A 22,248-nucleotide genomic window follows, 5' to 3' on the forward strand; every position below is an offset into this window, starting at 1 on the left:
TCGAGGCTCGGCCGCGGGCGGCCTCACACCTCAACCACCGGGAGCAAGGCGAAGCGAACCCAAGGCTTGCCGCCAGACGGACCCCACCACCTACCCCAGCCAACTGCGCGCGCGGCAGCGCGGCGCCCGCAACGCCGCTGGTTGAGGTGCGAGGCGCCCCAGCGCCGAGCCTCGAAACCAGTGGCCCCGGTCCACCGGACTGTGCCCGTCACAGTCCACCATCACGGCCCGGAGGTTTCGAGGCTCGGCCGCGGGCGGCCTCACACCTCAACCACCGGGAGCAAGGCGATGCGAACCCAAGGCTTGCCGCCTGGCCAACGCAACCACCTACCGAAGTCAACTGCGCGCGCGGCAGCGCGGCGCCCGCGCCGAAGGCGCGTCGAGGGCAAGTGCGGGCCGAGCGCAGCGAGTGCCCGCGCGCCGCCCTCGACAGGCGACGCGCTCGCGCCATCAACACAGGGCGGCGCGGACGCAGTCCGTGCCGGCAACCGCGCCGGAAAGCCGACCGACAGGGCCCCGGAGTCAAGGATCGCGAAGCGACCGCGTAGCGGCGGAGCGCAGCGACGTCCTTGACGCCGGGGGCCGGTCGGCTACGGTGCGCGGCCGCCCAGACCAGCGGCCTGTGGACAGCCTCCAGCAGCTCCAGCCGAGGAGTGCGACCCTGCTGGACATGCCAGCAACAGGCAGCGAAGGCGGCGAGCGGCTCGTCCTGCGCCCGGCCACGCCGGTGATGGCGAGGGAGCCCGGGGTGCTGCAGGTCGGGCTCGACGGCCCGCGGGTGCTGGTGCCCGACGAGCCGGAGGTGCAGTGCCTCCTCGACGCCCTCACGCGCCCTTCCGGCGTTCCCCAGGTCGACGCCGAGCGCTCGCCGGCCCAGGTGGCGCAGCTGGACCGGCTGCGTGCAGCAGGGCTGGTCGTCGCCGTCCCAGCAGATGAGCTGCCGGACCCTGCCCTCCAGGTCCTGCGCGCCCAGTTCGGCCAGGACGCGGAGCGGCGGCTGGAGGTGCACGGGGCCGCACCGGTGGCGGTGCGGGCGGACCCCGCCACCACCCTGCTCGTCGAGCCGCTGCTCACCCGCGCTGGGCTGCGTCGTGCCAGCGACGGCGACCTTCCCGCGGTGCACCTCGTCGTGACCAGCGGGCCGGTGGACCGGGAGCTCCTCGACCCGCTGGTGCGCGACGCCGTGCCGCACCTCCTGGTCACCGGCGATGCCGGCGGGCGGCGAGTCGGTCCGTTCGTGGAGCCGGGGCAGACGGCCTGCGTGCGGTGCGTGGACGCGCACGAGAGCCTGCACGACGCGCGCCGGCCGTTGCTGCTGGCGCAGGCCGCCCGGGGAGCCGTCGAACGACCGCCGCCGCTGGACCCGGTCCTCGACACGATGGTGCTGGCGTGGGCGGTGCGCGACCTGGCCCGCTACGTGGAGGGGGACGAGCCGAGCACGTGGTCGACGACCTTCGACCTCGGGGCGGCCTCCGGGCCGCTGGAGGTGCGCTGGGGCCGGCATCCCGAGTGCGGCTGTGCGTGGGACGAGCCGGCGTTGCTCGGCTGACCCACCGCCGGCACCCGCAGCGAGAGTGCCGTCACCACCACTCGCTGTCGAGCTTCGCCTCCATCGAGCGCAGGTGGGTGCGTGAGCACTCGTCACAGAACCGGCGGACCCGCCCCCGCTCGACCGCGGAGGTCCAGGTCAGCGGCGGTTCGTCGCCCGGGGCGCGTCGGCCGCAGTAGTCACAGGTGACGCTCACCTCTCCAGCGTAGGAGCAGGGTGCACGCCCCAGCCCGGGCGACGGCAGGTCGTGACCGAAAAGATGCGAAGGGCCGGGACCGACGGTGGTCGGTCCCGGCCCTTCTACTCACCCGCGATCAGGTGTGCCTCCGAGGAGGACAGTGGCGATGACGTCCGTCTCGCCGGCGGGGTCCGTGGCGGGACCCCGGCCTGGATTCAGAGTGCGCGAGCGAGTGCGAGACGAGCCTGCTGCGCGGCACGCTCGGCCTTGCGGCTCAAGCGGCGGGCGCGGGCCACACGGTGGGCCTCGCGCAGCTGGTGCGCCTCTCCCAGGCGCGCGGCCATGTGCGCACGCGCCAGGTCTTCACTGATGTTCCCGTTCATGGGTCTCTCTTTTCTCAGAAGGTCTGGAAGTTCTTGTTGGTTGGTCGTTGCTCGGTAGGCCCGGTGCCGGTCACGCGGCGGTGACGGTGGCGTCCTTGCGCGGGCGGCCCCGCGGCCGCTTGCGCGGGATCACCACGCCGGCCAGGAACAGCTCGCCACCCCACACGCCCCACGGCTCGCGCCGCTCGAGCGCGCCGGCCAGGCACATCTCCTGGACCGGGCACTCCTTGCAGAGGGCCTTGGCGGACTCGACGTCCGACGGTGACTCGGCGAACCACAGCTCGGCGTCGTTGAGACGACAAGGCAGCAGCTCGTCCAGCGTCGGCTCGAGAACACTGGTCGTCATCAGCTTTCACCTCCTCTTGTTGACCTGATCGCGTTGGTCGGTTCCTCAGGAGGGATCCGGGGGCCTTCGCTCCTCAGGTCGTGAGAAACAAGAAGGCCGCGGATCCCGGTTTCGGGTTCCGCGGCCTGGAGGCTGCCGAGCTGATGTCAGATCAGTTCGGATGACTCCAGGCTGGTGAACCCGGGACGACTGCGGTCGTGAAGCCGCGGTGCCCCATCTCGCCGGCGCGGTCCCGCTTGACGGACTGCACGTCAGCCGCGATGGCGGCGACGGCGTACACGTCGGCAAACGGCACACGGGTGCCCTCGACCGCCCAAGCGGCGGCGGGACGCACGGCAATGCCCTGGACCGCAAGGGTCGCGAGGGCAGAGGTGGCGCAGGCAGACGCGGTCAGCGCGAGAGCGTTGACGTCGGTCATCGGGATCATCGTGATGTTCTCCATGAGGGCCACCTCCTTCGGTGCCAATCGTGCGCCGGCCTTGCCAGGGCCGTGGTGCGCTAGCTGATGTTGCCTGACGACCGTAACGGTCCTTGATCTGGCGGTGCAAATGATTTATCGGGGTTTTTCCGAACTTTTTTCGAGGGACCTCGAAGCGGCCCGGAAAACGCCCCGGAAAGACACCTGATCAGGCCTCGGCGACGAGGTCGAGCACCGCCTGGCCGTACCTCTCGATCTTGTTCGGGCCCACCCCGTTGACCTTGGCCAGGGCCGTGAGCGTCGTTGGCTTCTGCTCCGCGATCAGCTCGAGCGTGGCGTCGGTGAAGACGACGTACGCCGGCAGCGGCTTGCCGTCCTCCCCCGCCTCCCTGGCGGTCTCGAGGCGCCACGCCTTGAGCCGGTCGAAGAGCTCCTCGTCGTAACGGGTCGGGTGGTGCGCACACCGGCCGCGCTTCTTCTCCGCCGCCGTCGCCAGCGGCTGCAGGCAGTCGCGGCAGCGCGCGACGCGGCTGCGTCCGCGGGTGGCCTGCGGCTGCTGCGAGGCGGGCAGCAGCGGGACCAGGAAGCGCGACGGCTGGCGCCGCGGCGCCTGGCCGGGGTTGCGTGCCGCGGCCCACGACACCATCAGCTCCTTGCGGGCACGGGTCATCCCGACGTAGAGCAGCCGCCGTTCCTCCTCCACCGCACCGGCGGGTGCGCCTTCCTGGCTGGCGTAGGTGATTGGCACGGTGCCGTCCTGCACGCCGCAGCAGAACACCGCGTCCCACTCCAGGCCCTTCGCCGCGTGGAAGGTCGCCAGCGTGACGCCGTCGGCGGTCGGGGCGTGCTGCTCGGTCGCGCGCCGGTCGAGGTCCTCGACGAAGGCGGAGACCGACGCCTCGACGCCGCGCTCGGTCGCGAAGTCGTCGGCCAGGTCGACCAGCGCCTGCAGCGACTCCCAGCGGTCGCGGGCCTGCCCGCGCGCGGTCGGCGGCTCGGCCGTCCAGCCCATCCCGCCGAGCACGCCACGCACGACGGTGACCCACGGCTGCCCGTCGGCCTCGCCGGAGCGGGCGGCACCGCGCAGCCGGGTGACCGCCTCGCGCACCTCCCGACGGTCGAAGAAGCGGGCGGCACCGCGCACGACGTAGGGGATGCCGCGGTCGGTCAGCGCGTCCTCGAACGTCTCCGACTGGGCGTTGATGCGGAACAGGATCGCCATCTCGCCGTACGGCGTGCCGGCGCGGTGCAGCTTCGCCACCCGGTCGGCGACGCTGCGGGCCTCGGCGACCTCGTCGGGCTCCCCGACGTAGCGCACGGTCGAGCCCGACGGCTGCTGCGAGCGCAGCTCGACCCCCGCGCTCGGCGTGCCGGCGAGCAGCTTGTTGGACTGCTCGACGACCTGCGGCGTGGAGCGGTAGTTGCGGACCAGCTCGATCGAGGTGGTGCCGGGGTACTTCTTCGGGAAGTCGCGGAGGTACGACGCGTCCGCGCCCGCGAAGGAGTAGATCGTCTGTGCCGGGTCGCCGACCACGCACAGCTCGTCGCGGCCGCCGAGCCACAGGTCGAGCAGCGCCGACTGCAGCGGCGAGACGTCCTGGAACTCGTCGACGACGAACCACTTGTACTGCCGGCGCACCTGGGCGGCGACCCGCTCGTCGGAGTCGAGCAGCCCGGCGGTCAGGAGCAGCACGTCCTCCATGTCCATGCGGCCCTGCTCGCGCTTGACGTCCTCGTAGGCCTCGAAGGCGCGGGCGACGTCGGCGTGGGTGAGCCCGTCGACGCCGCGGCCGTTGCGCTCGGCGATGGCGGCGTAGCCCTCCGGGCGGACGTTGCTGACCTTGCCCCACTCGATCTCGGAGGCGAGGTCGCGCAGCTGTGCCTGCTCGGCGCGGATGCCGATGTGGCGGCAGGCCGCGGCGAGCATGCCGAGCTTCGACTCGGTCAGCTCGGGCAGCTCGGTGCCGTGCACGTGCGGCCAGAAGTAGCGCAGCTGGCGCAGCGCGGCGCTGTGGAAGGTCCGCGCCTGGACGCCCGGCGCGCCGAGCTGGCGCAGCCGCTGCCGCAGCTCACCGGCCGCCCGGGTCGTGAACGTGACCGCCAGCACCTCGGTCGGTGCGTAGACACCCGTGTGCACCCCGTGCGCGATGCGGTGGGTGATCGCCCGGGTCTTGCCGGTCCCGGCCCCGGCGAGCACCCGCACCGGTCCCCGCAGCGTCTCCGCCACCTGTCGCTGCTCGGGGTCGAGGGCGGAGAGCAGCCGTTCGATGGGGTCGGTGGCGGGCATGCGGTGGAACAACTCCTTCAGCAGGATGGTTGAGTGGTCGAGAGAACGACCCTAGACGCCGGAGGCGACACTTCGATGAGCTCCTTCACGATGTACACCACCCCGTGGTGCGGCTACTGCAAGCGGCTGAAGAGCCAGCTCGACCGTGAGGGCATCTCCTACGAGATGGTCGACATCGAGCAGCAGCCGGACGCAGCGGCCATCGTGGAGTCCGCCAACAACGGCAACCAGACGGTCCCGACGCTGGTCTACAGCGACGGGACCGCCCAGACGAACCCGAGCGTCGCCCAGGTCAAGGCCAAGCTCGAGCAGCTCAGCGCCTGACGCGCACCGCCTTCGAGGTGGCCGTCCGGGCGACGTACCCGCTGCGGCGGACGGTGACCCGGACCTTGATCTTCTTGCCCCGGTCGGCGCGCCCGACCTGGTACGTCGCCGTGGTGCGTCCCTTGACGACCTTGCCGTTGCGCAGCCAGGTATAGGCCACGCGGGCCGGGGACGGGCTCCACGTCCCCGCGGAGGCGCGCAGCCGCTTGCCGACGACGGCCTTGCCGGTCACCTTCGGCACCCGGGCGAGGGTGAACGTGCGCCGCGGCGCGGAGAGCGGCGCCGGCGACCAGTCCGGCTGGCTGCCGCCGGCGACGATGCGGGTGATCGTCGTCCCCGGGCCGCAGGCCGCCAGGCCGCGGACCACCCACAGGTCGCCGTCCTCGCTGTAGGCAGCGGAGTCCCCGTCCGGCCCGAACGACGGGTCGACGGCTCCCACCTCCCCCTCGTCAGGCGTGATCGCGCAGTCCGGCGTCGCGGTCGGCGGGGCGGGGGTCCCCGTCCGCGGGTCGCCCACGCTCGTCTTCATGACGACGCCGTGGTCCGAGGCCCCGAACAGGACGCGGGTGCCGTCGCGGGACACCTCCGGCTGGCCGAGCTCGATGTAACGGCCGAAGAGGTCGCCGGAGCGGAACCACGCGACGTCGCGCTTCCCGAGGTCGGCGAGGTGGACGTCGCCGTCGACGTTCAGCACCAGCCGGCTCTTCGTCACCCAGCTGGGCTGCCAGCCCTCGACGATGCCGTACCGGTCGGGCCCGACCCAGCCCGTCGCGTCGGTGACCCCGGTGAGGGCCTCGCTGACGAGGCGGCCGCTGTAGCTCTGCAGCCGGACCTGGCTGTAGGCGATCTTCGTGCCGTCCGGCGAGATCTCGGGGTCGAGGACCGGGGTGATGCTGACCGTGTCGCTGTCACGGAGGAACAGGTTGCGCGGCGTCATCCGGTTGAGCACGGTACCGTCCTGGCGCATCCGCACGAACGTGCTGCCCTTGCGGACCGCGATCACCCCGGAGTCCGACATCGTCGGGTGCTCGTACGGCGACGCGGCGGTCCCGTCCCCGGTCACCGCCCGGGCACCGGTGCCGTCGGGCCGGGTGAGCCAGACGTTGTGACCGCGGACGAGGACGATCGACCCGGTGGCAGCGGTGACGGTGGTGGAGGCCGGCTCGGGCGCCGCGGACGCCGGGACGGCGGGCAGGACCGAGGCCGCGGCGAGCGCGGTGAGGGACAGCAGGGACGCGATGCGGTGCAGGGACATGCCGACGAGCCTCGCGGGCCCGGCGTCCCGGATGACAGGGACGCGTGTCCCTGATCAGCCTCCGACCGCGGCCGGGACGCTCACCAGGAGCCGGGCAGAGGGCCGCCGTACCAGTCCTCGACGAGCGAGCGGCTGATCGAGACCCCGCCCGGCAGCACCAGCGACCCGGACTCCGCCTTGCGGCGCATCTCCTCGCGGGTGAACCAGCGCGCGTCCTCGACGTCGTCGTCGTCGAGGCGGATCTCCTCGGTGAGCGCACGCCCCTGGAAGCCGAGCATCAGGCTCGACGGCAACGGCCACGGCTGGTTGCCGAAGTAGGTCACGTCGCCGACGACGACACCGGTCTCCTCGTGCACCTCGCGGCGCACCGCGTCCTCCAGCGCCTCCCCCGGCTCGCAGAAGCCGGCCAGGGTGCTGAACCGGCCCGCCGGCCACGTCGCGCCGCGCCCGAGCAGGCAGCGCTCGTCGGGCGCTCCCGGCTCGCCGTGGGCGATGAGCATGATCACCGCCGGGTCCGAGCGCGGGAACTGCGGCTTGCCGCAGTCGGTGCAGACCAGCTCGTGGCCGGCCGCACGCGGCGCGAGCCCGCCGCCGCAGCGCGGGCAGAACCGGGTCGCCCAGTGCCACTCGGCCAGGCCGATGGCGTGGAAGACCAGCGGCGCGTGCGCGACCGCGTCCCCGGTGAGGTGGGGCAGCAGCCCGCGCAGCGGCAGCCACCGGTCCGGCTCCACTTTCGCGACCTCTCCCCCGACGATCACGGCCCACCACGTGGTGCCGCCGCGGTCGCCCAGCAGCACGCGTACTCCGTCCGGCGCGTCCGCGGTCGGGACCCACTCCAGGCCGTCCGGGCCGGGCTTCACCCGGGTGCCGGAGATGACCAGGACGCGGCTGGCCGGGTCCGCCCAGCGCTCCTGCAGCCAGGCCTCGTCGGTGCGCAGCAGCCCGAGGCGGTCGTGCGGGTCCGCCACGAGCGAGAGGTGCGGGAACGTCACACCACGAGCCTAGGACGTGACGCCACGCCCGCTCACGCCAGCAGGTCCTCGATGCCCGCCCGGTCGGGCAGCCCGTCGTGCACGACCGTGTCGCCGGTGCGGACGTAGTGGAAGGCGGCACGGACCTGCTCGAGCGGGACGCCCTGCAGCTCGGCCCAGGCCAGGCGGTAGAGCGCGAGCTGGAGCGGGTCGGCGTCCTGGCGGGCGTTGGTCTTCCAGTCCACGACGAGGAAGGACCCGTCGGGCTCGGTGTAGACCGCGTCGATCCGGCCGCGGACGACCTGGCGCCCGCCGCCGGGACCGGTCAGCACCAGCGCGAACGGCGCCTCCACGGCCGTCGGCTCGCGGGTCGCGAACGGCCCGGCCTCGAACCGGTTGATCAGCTCCTTGAGGTCGCTGTCGTCGTCGATCCCGGCGTCGGCGCGGCCCTCGAGCTCGTCGGGCTCGAACAGCCCCTGCTGGCCGAAGCGGGCCTGGACCCAGGCGTGGAAGCGGGTGCCGAACCGGGCAGCCGGGGCCGGCGGGCGCGGCATCGGACGGGCCAGCTCGCGGGCGAACCCGTCGGGGTCGTCGCGCAGCCGGCCGAGCGCGGTCGCCGACAGCGACGACGGCAGTGGGACCTCGATCTCCAGCGACCGGTCGGCGCGGGCCTCGGCCAGCAGCCGGTCGATCTCCTGGTCCCACTCCTCGACCCGGGCAGCGTCGACGAGGTCGAGGCCCTCGTCCTGCTCGTCGCTGCCCGCCGGACCGGACGGGACGGCGGCGCGCACGCGGGCCGCAGCCTCCAGGCGGCGGACGGTCTCCGCCCCGACGCCCTCGACCGGCCACGGCCGGGACGGGTCCTCGGCGTCGAGCGGGTTGGGCGTGCCGTTCTCGGGCTTCTCGAGCCACTCGACCGGCTCGCCCCACCCCTCGCACAGCTCCTTGATCGTCTCCTGGAAGGAGGACGGGCCGAACGGCTTCTTGCGCTGCCCCCACAGGAACGAGGTCACCCACAGGGTGTGCGCCGGGCGGGTGAACGCGACGTAGCCGAGGCGCAGCTCTTCCTCCGCCTCGTGCTTGCGGGTCTCGGCGCGGTAGGCCTCGAGCGCGGGCTTGTCGTGGCCGCGCAGCTGCGGCAGGTCGGCCGCGTCACCGCGCAGCGGCGCCGGCAGCACGCACGGCGAGGTCGGCCACAGCGACCTGCCCCGCGTGCTGGGGAAGCGGCTCTCCCCCACCCCGACGCAGAAGACCGTCGCCCACTCCAGGCCCTTGGAGCGGTGCACGGTCAGCAGCTTCACCGAGTCGGCCTCGGACGGGGTGGCGACTTCGAGGCCGTTGCCGGCCTCGTCCTCCGCGGTGAGCCACGCGATGAGCGCCGGCAGCGTGACGTCGCCGTCGACGGCCTGGAAGTCGGCGACCGCCTTGACGAAGAGGTCGAGGTTCTCCCGGCGGGCCGCCGCCGCCTTGCTCACCGACGACGCGAGCTCGACGTCGACGCCGGTGACGTCGATGATCCGGCGGACCAGGTCGAGCAGCGGCTCCCCGACCGCGGCACGGAGCGTGCGCAGCTCGTCGCGGAGGAGGGCGAACCGCTCGAGCGCCTCGGGCGAGTACGCCGCCTCCCCGGGGTCGGCCAGCGCGTCGTCGAGGCACGGGACCTCGGCCGGATCGATGCCGTCGGCGATCTCGACCAGCTGCTCGTGGATGGTCGCCGCCGTCTCGCCGCGCCCCCCGCGACCGGCCAGCTCCAGCGCGCGCTGCCCGAGCAGCCGCAGGTCGCGCGGGCCGACCGCCCACCGCGGTCCGGCGAGCAGCGCCAAGAGCGACTCGTTGTCGGTGACGTCCTGCACCAGCTTGAGGGTCGCGACGACGGTCGCGACCTCCGGCAGCCGGACCAAGCCGGACAGGCCGACGATCTCCACCGGCACGTCGGCGCCGGCGAGGGCGTCGAAGACCGCCTCGCCGTGCTGGTTGTCGCGGCTGAGCACCGCGATCTGCGACCACGGCGTCCCGGCGTCGTGGGTCGCCCTGACCTGGTCGACCAGCCACGCGAGCTCGTCGCGGTGGGTCTCGAAGACCTTCACGCCCACCGACCCCGGCTCCTTCGAGCCGTGCTTGAGCTCGGCGACCTTGTCGCCGTACTTCTCCATGAGCGGCTTCGCCAGGGCGTTGGCGACGTCGAGGATCCGGGTGTCCGAGCGCCGGTTGACCGTCAGCGGCAGCACCGGCACCGGGCGGCCGTCGGCCGCGGGGAACACCTCGGGGAAGTTGATGATGTTGGAGACCGAGGCACCGCGCCAGCCGTAGATCGCCTGGTTGGGGTCACCGACCGCCATCACCGGGTGGCCCTCGCCGAAGAGCCGGGCGAGCATCGTGGCCTGCGCGACCGAGGTGTCCTGGTACTCGTCGAGGAGCACCACCTTGAACCGCCCGCGCTCGACCTTCCCCACGTCGGGCTGCTCGACGGCGAGCCGCGCGGCGAGCGCGATCTGGTCGCTGAAGTCCATCAGCCCCAGGTCCCGCTTCAACCGTCGGTACGACGCCACGAGGCCCAGCAGCTCGGCGCGCTTGTCGATCACGTCGATCGCGCTCTCGACCGCGCCGGTGTAGGTCTTGCGGTCCTTGCCGGCCTTCTCCTCGAGCAGGGCCCGCTGGAACGCCTTGCGCTCGGCGTCGTCGAACGCGAGCACGTCCTCGGGGCCGACCAGGTGCTCGCTCATCGCGCCGTCGAGGGCGAGGAGGTTCTGGATCACCGTCGGCGGGTGGTCGGACAGCTTGGCGACCGCGCCGTCGTAGCGGTCCACCGCGCGGGCGCCGAGCTGGTAGCGGGCCGCGTCGGTGATCACCCGGGTGTCGGGCTCGTGGCCGATCCGCAGGCCGTGGTCGGTGAGCAGACCGGCGGCGTAGGCGTTGTAGGTCGCGACCGTCGGCTCGAGCACCTCCTCCTCGTCCGGGGCCCCGCCCGGCGGGCGGCGCACGTCGAGGACGCCCGCGGCGGTCAGCGCCCCACGGACCCGCTGCCGCAGCTCGGCTGCCGCCTTGGTGGTGAAGGTCAGGCCGAGCACCTCCTCGGGCCGGACCTGACCGGTCAGCACGAGGTAGACGACCCGCGCCGCCATCAGCGTGGTCTTGCCCGACCCGGCGCCCGCGATGACGACCACGGGCGAGAGCGGCGCGGTGATCGCGCGCCACTGCTCGGGGCTCGGCGGGAACCTGGCCTGCATCGCGGCCTGCAGGTCCTCCGGCGTGTGGATGCCGTGGTCCGGCCGGGTCATCGCTCCACCACCGATCCGGGGCTCTTGACCGGGCACAGCGCGACGAACCCGCAGTCGCGGCAGTGGTCGCCGGCGGTCGCCGGGAAGGTCTCCTCGCGCAGCAGCCGCGCGACGTGCGCGATCCGGGCGCGCAGTGCGGTCCGCTCGGGGCCGTCCGGGGTGTGCACGTCCTGCTCCTGGCGGGTCGCGTCGTCCGAGCCGTCCTCGAGGCCGAGCTGGATCAGCTCCGCCCCGCCGGACCGCAGCCCCTCGAGGCCCTGCTCCGGGTCGTCGAGGGCGCCCTCGTCGACGGCGTACTGGTAGAGCGCGAGCTGCACGTGGTCGCGCACCGCCGGTCCGCTGGGCTTGCCGCGGCCGGTCTTGAGGTCGACCACGACGACGCGGCCGTCGCCATCGAGCTCGACGCGGTCGGCGTACCCGTTGATCTTGATCTCGGTGCCGTCGTCCATCGCGACCACGGTGGCGAACTTCGCCTCGGTGGCCAGGAGCCGGCGCGGGTTGCGCTCGTGCCAGGCCAGGAAGCGCGCCAGCGCCGCGCGGACCCGCTTGTGCTCGCGCTCCTTGGACCACGGGGTGCGGAAGTCGAGGCGGTCCCACACCCGGTCGACCTCGGCCACGAGGACGTCGAGGTCGGCCTCGACGCTGCCGTCGGCCACCCGCTCGGCGAGCGCGTGCACGAGCTGGCCGAGGTTGGCCGACTGGTGCGAGCGGGCGACGCCGCCGGCTTCCTTCTCGAGGAACCAGCGGGTCGGGCACGCGGCGATCGCGTCGAGGATGCTCGCCGAGATCGGCACCGGCCGGTCGGCCTCCCGGATCGGCGCCTCCGAGCGGGACGCGGCCCGCGTGCCCCACCACGTGGCGGGATCGGCCGTCGGCACCAGCTGCCGCCTGCCGACCACCTCGCCGGCCAGCCGGGCCAGCCGGCGCGCGGCCGCGGCCCGGAGCGGCTCGGGGGCCTCGGGGTCGGCAACCGTACGACGCAGCTCGGCCACCAGCCCGGGCAGGGACAGCGGACGGGGCGGGCGTCCGCTGATCCGCCGGATGGCGTCGACGCTCGGCACGACCTCCTCGATGAACCGCGAGGGCTGCTCGCCCTCGTCGTCCGGCGAGGCGACGGCCGTGATGACCAGCCGCTGGCGGGCGCGCGTGCACGCGACGTAGAACAGCCGCCGCTCCTCGGCGAGCAGCTCGCGCGCGGTGACCTCGGGCAGGATCTCGCCCGGACCGATCCGGTCGGCCTGCAGCAGCGTCGTGCGGCGCCGCAGGTCCGGCCACCCGCCGTCCTGCACGTGCGCGACCACGACGAGCCGCCACTCCAGCCCCTTGCTCCGGTGCGCCGTCAGCAGCCGCACCGCCGCCCCGCGGGCGCCGCGGTCGGCCAGGGTGTCGGCCGGGATCTCCTGCTGGACCAGGCTCTCGAGGAACGGCGTCACCGCGAGGTGCTCGCGCTTCTCACCGGCCCGTGCCGCGAGGTCGAAGAGCGCGCAGATCGAGTCGAGGTCGCGGTGCGCCCGCCGCGCCGCACCGCCGCCGGCCTCGACGGCCCGACGCAGCCGGTGCGGCCACGACGTGCCGGACCACAGCGTCCACAGCAGCTCCTCGGCCGTCGCGCCCTCGTCGACTGCAGCCCGTGCCCGCGCGAGCAGCTGGGCCAGCGCCCGCGCCCGCTCGACCTCCGGGCCGGTCAGCCCGTCGAGGTGGGTCACGTCGACGAGGGCGAGGCGGACGAGGTCGCGCGAGCTGCGCGGCGTGCCGCCGGTCTCCTGGCAGGCGTCCTTCTCGCGCATCCGCAGCTGCCGTGCGAGCCGCCGCACGTCACCCGCGTCGAGGCCGCCCAGCGGCCCGGTCAGCAGCCCTTCGGCGCGACCGGGGTCGACGTAGCCCACGTCGGTGTGGTCGTCGTTGCCGAGGTTGACCACGGCCCGCATCGCCTCGAGCAGCGGCAGCACCGCGGGGTCCCGCACCAGCGGCACCTCGTCGCTGGCCACCTCGACAGGGACCCCGGCCGCCCCCAGGGCGCGGCGCAGCGGTCCGATGCTCGCCCGCCCCGAGCGCACCAGCACGGCCATCTCGTCCCAGCCGATGCCCTCCTCGAGGTGGGCGCGGCGCAGGATGTCGGCGAGGTTCTCCGACTCGGCCCGGTCGGTGTCGAAGGTGAGCACGTCGACCCGGCCGTCGCCGTACGGGCCCGGCGCGCAGGTCGGCGCGAGGAAGGACTCGCGCGCCTGCTCGGGGATGGTGCCGGGCAGCCCGATCCGGCCCGCCACCCGCTGCGAGGCGAGCAGGATGCGCGGGCCGAAGCGCCGCGTGGTCCGCAGTGCGACGACGTCGGCCGGTGAGCCGTCGGCCTGCGCGAAGGCGGTCGGGAACTCGAGGATCCCGCGCACCTCGGCGCCGCGGAAGGCGTAGATCGACTGGTGCGGGTCGCCCACCGCGACGATGTTGCGGCCGTCGCCGGCGATCGCCCGCAGCAGGGCCACCTGGCCCGGGTCGGTGTCCTGGTACTCGTCGACGAAGACGTGCTGGAACTGCGCCCGCAGCTCGTCGCGGTGCTCCTCGGCCTCGATCCGCGCCCGCCGGATCAGGTCGGCGTAGTCGGTCGCGCCGAGGCTGTCGAGGGAGTCGAGGTACTGCTCGAGGAAGAGCCCGGCCGCGACGTACTCGTCGACGCCTTCGGCCTCCCCCAGCTCACGCAGCGCGTGCCCGTCGAGCCCCTTCTCCCGGGCCCGCCCCAGCACCGCGTGCACCTCGCGCGCGAACCCGCGCGTCGCCGTCGCCTGCCTGAATCGCTCCGGCCACGTCACCGACTCCGGGTGGTCGGCCAGCAGCTCCCGCAGCACGACGTCCTGCTCGGGCGCGGACAGCAGGCGCAGCGGGGCCTCGTAGAGCTCGGCCGGAGCGTAGCGGCGCACCAGCGCGTAGGCGAAGGAGTGGAAGGTCGAGCTCAGCTGCTGTCCGGTCGTGCGCCCCAGCCGCGCGCTCACCCGGTCGCGCAGCTGGTCGGCCGCCTTGCGGGAGAACGTCAGCGCCAGCACCTGGTCCGGGCTCGCACCCCGCCGCTCGATCCGGTCGACGACCGCCTCGACCAGGGTGGTGGTCTTGCCGGTGCCCGGGCCCGCGAGCACGAGCAGCGGCCCGCCCTCGTGCTCCACGACGCGGCACTGGTGCTCGTCGAGCTCCGGGGCAGGCCCGGCCGGCGCCCCCGCCCGGAGGACGTACCTGGTCTGGCTCCCCTGCTCCACGGGCGCCACTCAACCACCCCCGCCCGACACAACCCGACTCAGCCCGACTCAGCCCGACACAGCCCGGCACAGCCCGGCACAGGGCAGGCCGACCAGCTCAGGCGAGCTCGAAGTCCTCGAAGTCGAAGCCCGGCGACACCAGGCAGCTGACCAGCGCGTCCGCCTCCGACACCAGCGTCCGCTGCCATACCCCCGCCGGCACCAACCCCTGCGGCTCGTCCGGCCCGACCACCAGCCGCTCGCCCGGTTCCGGTACGTCACCGCTGCCGCCGAGCTCCACGACCACCGTGCCCTCGTGCCCGAGCCACACCTCGTCCGAGCGCACCCGGTGCCACGCCGACGACTCCCCCGCCGGCAGCAGGAAGTAGATCAGCGTCGCCGTCGGCCGCACCCGCCCGTCCGGCAGGGTCACCGTCTCCCCCGCCACCCAGGTCTGTCGGTACCACCCACCCTCCGGGTGCGGCTGGAGGTCGTGGCGTACGGCGAGCGGCGGTCGATCCATGCCCCCAGTCTGCCGACCCGTTATCCACAGGCGGTGGACAGATCTGGGGATGAACCGGTTCTCGCTGTGGACGACACTCCGACCGCGTGTGGACGACACGCCGACCGGCGGTGGACGACGAAAAACCCCCGAAAAACCTGGCGAAACCCCCTTGCCACGCGTCCCCGAACGGGCGTAGAACTTCTCCCACGCACTCCTTCGGGAGAGCGGGATCCGCCGGAAGGCAACGATCCGCACGGCCATGACGAAGCCCTCCGGGGCAGCGTCGAGGCGGCCCGCAAGGGACGCCGGCCGCGCGAGCCGGGTGACGAGGCTCGCGGGATCAGGGCTGCCGACGGGTCGACCGGGAGCGTCACCAGTACCGGTCACCTTGAAGGGCCCTTGTGACTCATACTCACGAGGGCCCTTCGCCTTTTTGACTTGCGCGAGCGCGTCTCCGCTCCGGCGGCGGCAGCAAGCTGCTGTCGCTCCGCTCCCGCCGCGCTGCCGCGCNGCGGTTGTCTCCCGTAGGCCGGCCCCTGGCATGGCGGCAAGCCGACAGCTCGTGGCACAGAACGCGAGCGCGTCTCCGCTCCGGCGGCGGCAGCAAGCTGCTGTCGCTCCGCTCCCGCCGCGCTGCCGCGCCGCGGTTGTCTCCCGTAGGCCGGCCCCTGGCATGGCGGCAAGCCGACAGCTCGTGGCACAGAACGCGAGCGCGATCACCACCCTTCGCCATCCGGGAGTGGGTGGGCGTCGGAGGCGCCGGACGACCGGTCCCTTGGCCGGCAAGTCGGGACGCAGCCGGCGCGCCCCACACACTCCCTGCGCGCACCAGAGTCCGCGCCGGCGAAGTCCCGCTCTGCAGCCGGCCAGGGGAACCGGGCGGGAGGCGCCGCAGGCGCCCATCCACCCGCCGCACCGACCCGCCACACCAACCCCACGACCAACCCCAACAAGACCCAGCGACCACACGGCGGGTGGGCGCCGGAGGCGCCGGACGACCGGTCCCCTGGCCGGCAAGTCGGGACGCAGCCGGCGCGCGCCCGACAACCCGTCGCCCGGCAGACCCCGCGTCGGCGTAGTCCCGCTCTGCAGCCGGCCAGGGGAACCGGACGGCAGGCGCCGCAGGCGCCCATCCACCGACCAGCCACCAGCCACACCGCCGCCACCCAGCACACCAGCCACACCCCGACCAGCCACCCGACCAGCCCCAGCCGGGCCACCTCACCACCGGTGAGTACAGGTACTCACCCCCGGTGAGTCCTTCGACCATGGCCTCGATGAGCAGGGGCTGACGGAATGGAGCCATGCGCTACGCCGACCCGTCCCAGTGCCCTGACTGTCGCTCGCCGCTGCCGGCCGGGGCGCCGGTCTGCCCCTCGTGCGAGCTGCTCGTCCGGCACCCCATCGCCGTCGACCTCTTCCGCACCCTGCAGCGGGCGGACGGGCTCGTCTCCGACCTCCGCCGCGCGAGCGCGGCGTTCCACGACCGGCCGACCCCGGTGGCCGCGACGGCTCCGGCGGCGACGAAGGTCTCGAGCCTCGGCGGCCCGGTCGTCCCGCCGGCCACCGACCCCACCCAGAAGCGGGCAGTCTCGGCTCCACCGGCTCCACCGTTGTCGCCGTACCCCTCCACCCCGCAGCCCGCCCCGGGCGCAGGTGGTGTCTCGTTCGCGTCGGTGCCGAAGATCCTCCTCGGCCTCGGCGCGTTCTGCCTGCTCGTGGCCGCGGTCATCTTCCTGGCCGTCTCGTGGTCGACCCTCGGCGTCGGCGGCCGGACGGCCGTCCTCGGTGGCTTCACCCTCACGGCCGGCGCGTCCGCCCTGCTTCTGCACCGCACCGGTCTCCGGATCGCAGGTGAGTCGCTGGTCGTGGTCGCCCTCGGCCTCCTGGCGCTCGACGTGTACGGTGCCGGGGCGGCCGGCTGGCTCGGCGACGACACCGGCGGCGGGACCAGCGTGGTGGCCGGCCTGACCGTCGCCGTCGCGTCCGTTCTCCTCGCCCTCGTCCGGGTCGGCAGCCAGCCGCGGCTGGTAGCGCCCCAGGTGATCGCCGGCATCGGCCTGACTGTCGCCTACGCGGGGCTCGTCGACATCACCGAGCACCACCTCCTCGCCGGCCACGCCATCACCGTCGTCGCGATCGCGGCGATCCTGCTCGGCCGCGCCACCGACCTCGTCCCGCTCCAGTGGTCGGTCACCGTCGCCGGCGGTCTCTCCTGGGTCGGCTCCGCCTCGATCGCCGCGACCGACGCGCTCTACGAGCCCGACCTCCACCAGCTCTGGTCCGACGGCTCCGGCTGGTCGCTCCTCGTCACGGCGGCCGCGATGCTGGTCCCCGGCGCCCTGCTCCGCAACGAGCAGCTCGGCCTCGCCGGCGCGAGCGCCGCGGCGATGGTCGTCACCGGTGTGGTCACGCTGCCGAGCATCGACACCGACGCCACCACGTTCGGCCTGGTCGCCCTCGTCGCGACCGCCGCCTGGGTCGCCGCCCTCGCGCTCCTCCCCCGCCGGGTCCGCCCGATCGCCATCGCCCCGGCGGGTGCCGGCAGCCTCGTGCTGTGCGGGCTCGCGCTGCTGACCGGCAGCATCGCCGTCGTCCGCTGGGGTGAGTACACCCAGCCGTTCGCCAGCACCTTCGACGTCGTCGTCGACGGCCGGTCCCCCCAGACCGAGCCGCTGCTCCTCGTCCCGTCGCTGCTGGTGGTGCTCGCGTTCGTCGCCCTGCTGGTGACCGACCGCGACCGCACGGCCCTCCGCGGCTGGCTGGCACCGGCCGTCGTCGTGGCCGGCGTCGGCGCCGCCACCACGCTCGCGTCGTACGACGTGCAGCTGGCCCTGCCGGTCGCGGTGCTGCTGCTGACCGCGGCGGCCAGCGCGGCGTTCCGCAGCACTGAGGGCGTCGTGGGGGCGTTGGTCGTCGCCACCGGCGCGGGGGTCGTCGCGATCCCGAGCGCCCCGCTGACCGTGGTCGCTGCCGGGCTCGGCGCGGCGTTCGCCCTGACGGTCGCCCTGCTCGGTCGCGGCGGCACCAAGGTGGTCGGCGGCCTCGCGTTCACCCCGCTCCTCGCCCTGGCCGTCACCGGGCTGGTGCACTCCTTCGACGGCGGCGACACGTGGGTCGCGGTCCCGGTGCTGCTGGCCGTGGGCATCGCGGCCGTCGCCCTGCCGCGGACCGAGGTGGAGCTGACCGCGGTCGCGGCGGCGGTCGTCACGCTGCCGATCTCCCTCTCCGCGACCTACGACCTCGGCGGGCTGCTCGCCCTGTGGCTGGCCGTCGCCGGCTTCCTCGCCTGCGCCACCGCGCTGGTGAACGAGTCCCGTCGGCAGGTCGCGTGGCTCGGCGCCGCGCTGCTGATGCTCGCGACGTGGGTGCGCCTCGCCGACCTCGAGGTGCGGGAGCCGGAGGCGTACACGCTGCCGCTGGCCGCAGCCCTGCTCGCGCTCGGCGCGTGGAGGATGCACCGCTCCCCCGACGTCGGCTCCACCGAGGCACTGCTGCCCGGCCTGGTGCTCGCCACCGTCCCGACCCTGCTGTGGGCGCTCGGCGACCCGGTGTCGCTGCGGGCGCTGCTCCTCGGCGCGGCCTGCCTGGCCCTCACCGTCGCCGGCGCCGCGATGCGCTGGAGCGCCCCGCTGCTGGTCGGTGCGAGCGTCGGCGCGGCGATCGTGCTCCGCGAGCTCGGGCCCTACGCGGGCGACGTCCCGAAGTGGGTCTGGATCGGCCTCGCCGGGGCGCTGCTGACCGTCGTCGGCATCACGTGGGAGCGGCGCCTGCTGGAGCTCCGCACGGCGGTCGGCTTCCTCGGCCGGTTGCGCTGACCGGACTGGTGCCCACCCTGTGACTCCGGTGACCCACCCCACAGGGCGACCTGCTAGACATCAGGGCATGGCTACCACTGCACTCGGGGGCAACCCCGTCCACACCGTCGGCGAGCTCCCGGCCGTCGGCGCTGCTGCCCCGTCCGTCGAGCTGGTCGGCGCCGACTTCGGCCCGGTCTCCCTGCCCGAGGGCCAGCGCACCGTTCTGAACATCTTCCCGAGCATCGACACCGGCACCTGCGCCGCGAGCGTGCGGAAGTTCAACGAGCTCGCCACGAGCCTCGAGAACACCACCGTCCTGTGCGTCTCACAGGACCTGCCGCCGGCGCTCAACCGCTTCTGCGGCGCCGAGGGCATCGAGAACGTCAAGGTCGGCTCGGCCTTCCGGTCGACCTTCGGCGACGATTACGGCGTCCGGCTCACCGACGGCAAGCTCGAGGGCCTCTTCGCCCGCTCGATCGTCGTCGTCGACGCCGACGGCAAGGTGCTCCACACCGAGCTCGTGTCCGAGATCGCGAACGAGCCCGACTACGACGCGGCCATCAAGGCCCTGGGCTGACCCGTCAGTCCCCCGTCGCGGGGTCCCAGAAGGCCCGCGACATGTCGAGACCGCCGTTGCCGCGCAGCGGCGTGCCCTCGGCCAGGTAGGCAGCGCGAGCCCGGTCGTCGTGGCTGGCGGGGAGCGAGCCGTCCGCACGGACCACCCGCCACCACGGCACCGGGCCGCCGTGCCTGGCCATCACCGAGCCGACCTGGCGCGGCCCGCCTCCGACGACGGCCGCCACGGCGCCGTACGTCGTGACCCGGCCGGCCGGCACCTGCTCGACGACCTCGAGCACCGACTCGACGTACCCCTCGTCCACGAGGGACATCCAACACCGGCCCGGGGACGCCGAGAGCCCCGCCCGGCCGGACGGGGCTCTCAGGTGCTCCCTCGGTGCGGCAAACGCTCGTGGAAACGATCCGCAGCAGCCCGAGAAGTCGCGGCTGCGATCGTCTGGGACAACGACGTGCGCCCGCGTCGGGTTACGCACGGGGCGGCCGGGACGGCTGCCGGCGATGTCGCTACGGCCGACCGGTTTGCCTCAGTTTTGTGCAGATCCCTTGCGCCGGCCGTCGATTTTCGTGTGAGGTGCCACGCGGACACGCAAACGTCCACCTGCACCTATCTCGGAGGTCATCTTGAAGAAACTGGCATCCGGCGTCGTCGCCGGCGCCGCGGCGCTCGCCCTGGGCGGCGCCGTCATCCAGCCGGCTGAGGCGGACTCGCCGGACGACGGGCCGGTCCGGCAGGCCGCGGCCCACGCCAAGAAGCACGACCGCCCCGGCCCGAAGACCAGGGAGCAGCGGGCCGAGATGCGCAAGGCCCTCGAGCTGCTCGAGAACGGCAACGCGAAGCTCACCCAGCAGGCCGACGGCGGCGCGGTCGTGAAGCTGCGCAAGAACAAGTACGTCGAGTTCCCCGTCGACCGGACCGACAAGGTGCTCACGATGCTCGCGGAATTCGGCACGGAGGCGAACCCGGCCTACGGCACCGAGCCCGGGCCACTGCACAACGAGATCCCCGAGCCCGATCGCACCGAGGACAACTCGACGTACTGGGTCGAGGACTTCAGCAAGGCCCACTTCGACGAGATGTTCAACGGCGAGGGCGAGTCGTTCCGCGACTTCTACAAGGAGGCCTCCTCCGGCCGCTACGACGTCACGGTGACGACCGAGGACTGGGTGACCGTCCCGGGCAACGCGTCCAGCTACGGCGACAACGAGGTCGAGGACGACGGCGGCTCGTGGGCGTTCATCGCCGACACCGCGAACGCGTGGTACGAGGACCAGCTCGCGTCGGGCAAGACGCCGGAGCAGGTCGACGAGTACCTCTCGCAGTTCGACGTGTGGGACCGCTACGACTACGACAACGACGGCGACTTCAACGAGCCCGACGGCTACATCGACCACTTCCAGGCCGTGCACGCCGGCGGTGGCGAGGAGGCCGGCGCCGGTGACGACGCCATCTGGTCGCACCGCTGGTACGTCAACGGCGACCAGTACGGCCAGACCGGCCCGACGGTCGGCGACTCCGAGAACCTGTACGGCGGCACCCAGGTCGGCGAGTCGAGGTACTTCATCGGCGACTACACCGTCGAGCCCGAGAACGGCGGCCTGGGCGTGTTCGTCCACGAGTACGGGCACGACCTCGAGCTGCCGGACTTCTACGACACCGCGGGCGGCGAGAACGGCACCGGCTTCTGGACGGTCATGTCGTCCGGGTCGTGGCTGGGCCGCGCCGACGGCTCGATCGGCACCACGCCCGGCGGCTTCGGTCCCGAGGAGAAGCTCTTCCTCGGCTGGCTGGACTACACCGAGGTGGACGCCGGCGAGGAGGGTGCGTTCAAGCTGAGCCCGTCGCAGAAGACGATGAAGGGCCACGACCAGGCCATCAAGGTGAACCTGCCGGACAAGACGACCATCCGGGAGTACACGACGCCGCCCGAGGGCGAGCACGCGTGGTGGTCCGGTCGCGGCGACAGCCTCGTCAACACGCTGACCCGCACGGTGCCGGCGGCGACGACGGTCGAGGTCGGCGCGGACATCTGGAACCAGATCGAGAAGAGCTACGACTTCCTGTTCGTGGAGTACTCCCTCGACGGTGGCTCCAGCTGGACGACGCTGGACAAGATCGACGGCTTCTCCGACTGGGCGAGCCACAGCTGGTCCTACGACGCCGGCGGCCAGGAGTCGATCCTGCGGTTCCGCTACAACACCGACGGCGGGCTCAACGAGGCCGGCGCGTTCATCGACAACATCGCGGTGACGGCGGACGGCACGACCTTCACCGACGGCGCCGAGGACGGCGACAACGGCTGGACCGCGGACGGCTTCACGATCTCGACCGGCACGGACACCAAGGTGACCCCGCGCTACTACCTGATCGAGAACCGTCAGTACGTCGGCTACGACGAGACCCTCGAGGTCGGGCCGTACAACTTCAGCGAGGCCTACACCCGGCCGGACTGGGTCGAGCAGTTCCCGTACCAGAACGGCATGCTCGTGTGGCTGGTCGACCTGGCCTACGCCGACAACAACACCAGCAAGCACGTCGGCGAGGGCTACGCCCTGCCGGTCGACGTCCGGCCGGACTCGCTGACCTTCCCGGACGGCACCAGCCCGACGAACCGGCGCGAGCCGTTCGACGCCACCTTCTCGAAGTCGCGCACCGACGCGGTGTGCCTGCACAAGCAGGTGGCGTCCGGTGACGACGTCGAGACGCTGGAGGCCTGTGCCCCGAGCGCCAAGGGGATCGCGACCTTCGACGACTCCGACCCGGACCGCTACTGGGCCGAGACCAACCCGTGGAACTCGGTGAAGGTCGTCGGAGCGGGCGTGAAGGCGCGGGTGCTCAACGAGAAGAAGGACGGCACGATCACCGTCCACGTCACCAACCCGTGACGCACCGGTTCGGCTGATTCCCTATTGGGGATCAGGCGTCAAGTGGCGGGTTGTTTGACGTCGTCGATGCCGGTTGTCAGGATCGTTGGTGGGGAAGGTCGCCTCGTGTGCCGACGCCGTTGGGTGTCTGGCTTTGCATGCCCCGCTGGGGCTTGGTGAGGGGCCTTCCCCGCCTTCTTGCTGCGGCGGCGCGAGCGCACCTCGGGTGGGACGGTCCACTGCTGGGCGATGATCTGCTTGGCCTGCGCTGCGGTGACGGGGGTGCCGTCGG

At 73.2% G+C, this 22,248-nt stretch carries 17 protein-coding genes; 5 read left to right on the forward strand and 12 right to left on the reverse strand.

Annotation, left to right across the window (positions count from 1 at the left end; translation table 11 throughout):
- Positions 1-670 precede the first annotated feature (670 nt).
- On the forward strand, positions 671-1,549 hold the full coding sequence (locus tag NOCJ54_RS29690; protein ID WP_157515001.1) for a hypothetical protein: 879 nt from the start codon (positions 671-673) through the stop codon (positions 1,547-1,549).
- 31 nt (positions 1,550-1,580) lie between these two features.
- Here NOCJ54_RS29690 and NOCJ54_RS30090 read toward each other — a convergent pair whose 3' ends face one another.
- From NOCJ54_RS30090 to NOCJ54_RS0121610, 5 genes are all read right to left on the reverse strand, one after another.
- Entirely contained in the window at positions 1,581-1,745 is a 165-nt protein-coding gene (locus tag NOCJ54_RS30090; protein WP_186449989.1) for a hypothetical protein, read from the reverse strand.
- 197 nt (positions 1,746-1,942) lie between these two features.
- Positions 1,943-2,110, reverse strand: a complete 168-nt coding sequence (locus tag NOCJ54_RS30095) for a hypothetical protein (protein WP_186449988.1) — start codon at positions 2,108-2,110, stop codon at positions 1,943-1,945.
- 70 nt (positions 2,111-2,180) lie between these two features.
- On the reverse strand, positions 2,181-2,456 hold the full coding sequence (locus NOCJ54_RS0121600) for a WhiB family transcriptional regulator (protein ID WP_028657135.1): 276 nt from the start codon (positions 2,454-2,456) through the stop codon (positions 2,181-2,183).
- Between the two features lie 151 nt (positions 2,457-2,607).
- Positions 2,608-2,898, reverse strand: coding sequence for a hypothetical protein (locus tag NOCJ54_RS0121605; RefSeq protein WP_157515002.1), 291 nt, complete (start codon positions 2,896-2,898; stop codon positions 2,608-2,610).
- 184 nt (positions 2,899-3,082) lie between these two features.
- Positions 3,083-5,161 (reverse strand): ATP-dependent DNA helicase UvrD2, encoded by a 2,079-nt coding sequence (locus NOCJ54_RS0121610; RefSeq protein ID WP_028657137.1) that lies wholly within the window; start codon positions 5,159-5,161, stop codon positions 3,083-3,085.
- 75 nt (positions 5,162-5,236) lie between these two features.
- Here NOCJ54_RS0121610 and NOCJ54_RS0121615 point away from each other — a divergent pair, with 75 nt between their 5' ends.
- Positions 5,237-5,485 (forward strand): mycoredoxin, encoded by a 249-nt coding sequence (locus tag NOCJ54_RS0121615; RefSeq protein ID WP_028657138.1) that lies wholly within the window; start codon positions 5,237-5,239, stop codon positions 5,483-5,485.
- Here the strand turns inward: NOCJ54_RS0121615 and NOCJ54_RS0121620 are convergent.
- The 5 genes from NOCJ54_RS0121620 to NOCJ54_RS0121640 all read right to left on the reverse strand — a co-directional run bounded on the left by NOCJ54_RS0121620 (position 5,475) and on the right by NOCJ54_RS0121640 (position 14,733).
- Positions 5,475-6,740 carry a hypothetical protein gene (locus NOCJ54_RS0121620; RefSeq protein ID WP_028657139.1) on the reverse strand — a complete coding sequence of 422 codons (1,266 nt, stop codon included), beginning with the start codon at positions 6,738-6,740 and terminating at the stop codon, positions 5,475-5,477. The genes NOCJ54_RS0121615 and NOCJ54_RS0121620 overlap by 11 nt on opposite strands.
- Before the next feature lie 80 nt (positions 6,741-6,820).
- Positions 6,821-7,732, reverse strand: a complete 912-nt coding sequence (nudC, locus tag NOCJ54_RS0121625; protein WP_028657140.1) for an NAD(+) diphosphatase — start codon at positions 7,730-7,732, stop codon at positions 6,821-6,823.
- A 32-nt stretch (positions 7,733-7,764) separates the two neighbouring features.
- Entirely contained in the window at positions 7,765-10,989 is a 3,225-nt protein-coding gene (locus NOCJ54_RS0121630) for an ATP-dependent DNA helicase (protein WP_051486259.1), read from the reverse strand.
- The gene (locus tag NOCJ54_RS27570) at positions 10,986-14,231 is read right to left on the reverse strand and encodes an ATP-dependent helicase (protein ID WP_051486260.1); all 3,246 of its coding nucleotides are present in this window, start codon (positions 14,229-14,231) and stop codon (positions 10,986-10,988) included. The genes NOCJ54_RS0121630 and NOCJ54_RS27570 overlap by 4 nt, the downstream gene beginning before the upstream one ends.
- A gap of 97 nt (positions 14,232-14,328) precedes the next feature.
- Positions 14,329-14,733, reverse strand: coding sequence for a cupin domain-containing protein (locus tag NOCJ54_RS0121640; protein WP_028657142.1), 405 nt, complete (start codon positions 14,731-14,733; stop codon positions 14,329-14,331).
- Positions 14,734-16,019: 1,286 nt separating this feature from the next.
- Between NOCJ54_RS0121640 and NOCJ54_RS0121645 the strand changes: the two genes are divergently transcribed.
- Positions 16,020-18,533 carry an SCO7613 C-terminal domain-containing membrane protein gene (locus NOCJ54_RS0121645; RefSeq protein WP_028657143.1) on the forward strand — a complete coding sequence of 838 codons (2,514 nt, stop codon included), beginning with the start codon at positions 16,020-16,022 and terminating at the stop codon, positions 18,531-18,533.
- A gap of 67 nt (positions 18,534-18,600) precedes the next feature.
- Positions 18,601-19,092 (forward strand): thiol peroxidase, encoded by a 492-nt coding sequence (gene tpx, locus NOCJ54_RS0121650; protein ID WP_028657144.1) that lies wholly within the window; start codon positions 18,601-18,603, stop codon positions 19,090-19,092.
- 4 nt (positions 19,093-19,096) lie between these two features.
- On the opposite strand, the gene NOCJ54_RS0121655 is transcribed toward tpx, so the two are convergent.
- Positions 19,097-19,405, reverse strand: coding sequence for an MGMT family protein (locus NOCJ54_RS0121655; protein ID WP_028657145.1), 309 nt, complete (start codon positions 19,403-19,405; stop codon positions 19,097-19,099).
- A gap of 310 nt (positions 19,406-19,715) precedes the next feature.
- Here NOCJ54_RS0121655 and NOCJ54_RS0121660 point away from each other — a divergent pair, with 310 nt between their 5' ends.
- Positions 19,716-21,977: an immune inhibitor A domain-containing protein gene (locus NOCJ54_RS0121660; RefSeq protein ID WP_028657146.1), complete on the forward strand. Its 2,262-nt coding sequence runs from the start codon at positions 19,716-19,718 to the stop codon at positions 21,975-21,977.
- A 38-nt stretch (positions 21,978-22,015) separates the two neighbouring features.
- Here NOCJ54_RS0121660 and NOCJ54_RS30410 read toward each other — a convergent pair.
- The coding region (locus NOCJ54_RS30410; RefSeq protein ID WP_232221856.1) for a hypothetical protein at positions 22,016-22,248 on the reverse strand (233 nt) is incomplete at its 5' end.

Source organism: Nocardioides sp. J54, from assembly GCF_000519005.1.
In the GTDB taxonomy this organism is placed as follows: domain Bacteria; phylum Actinomycetota; class Actinomycetes; order Propionibacteriales; family Nocardioidaceae; genus Nocardioides.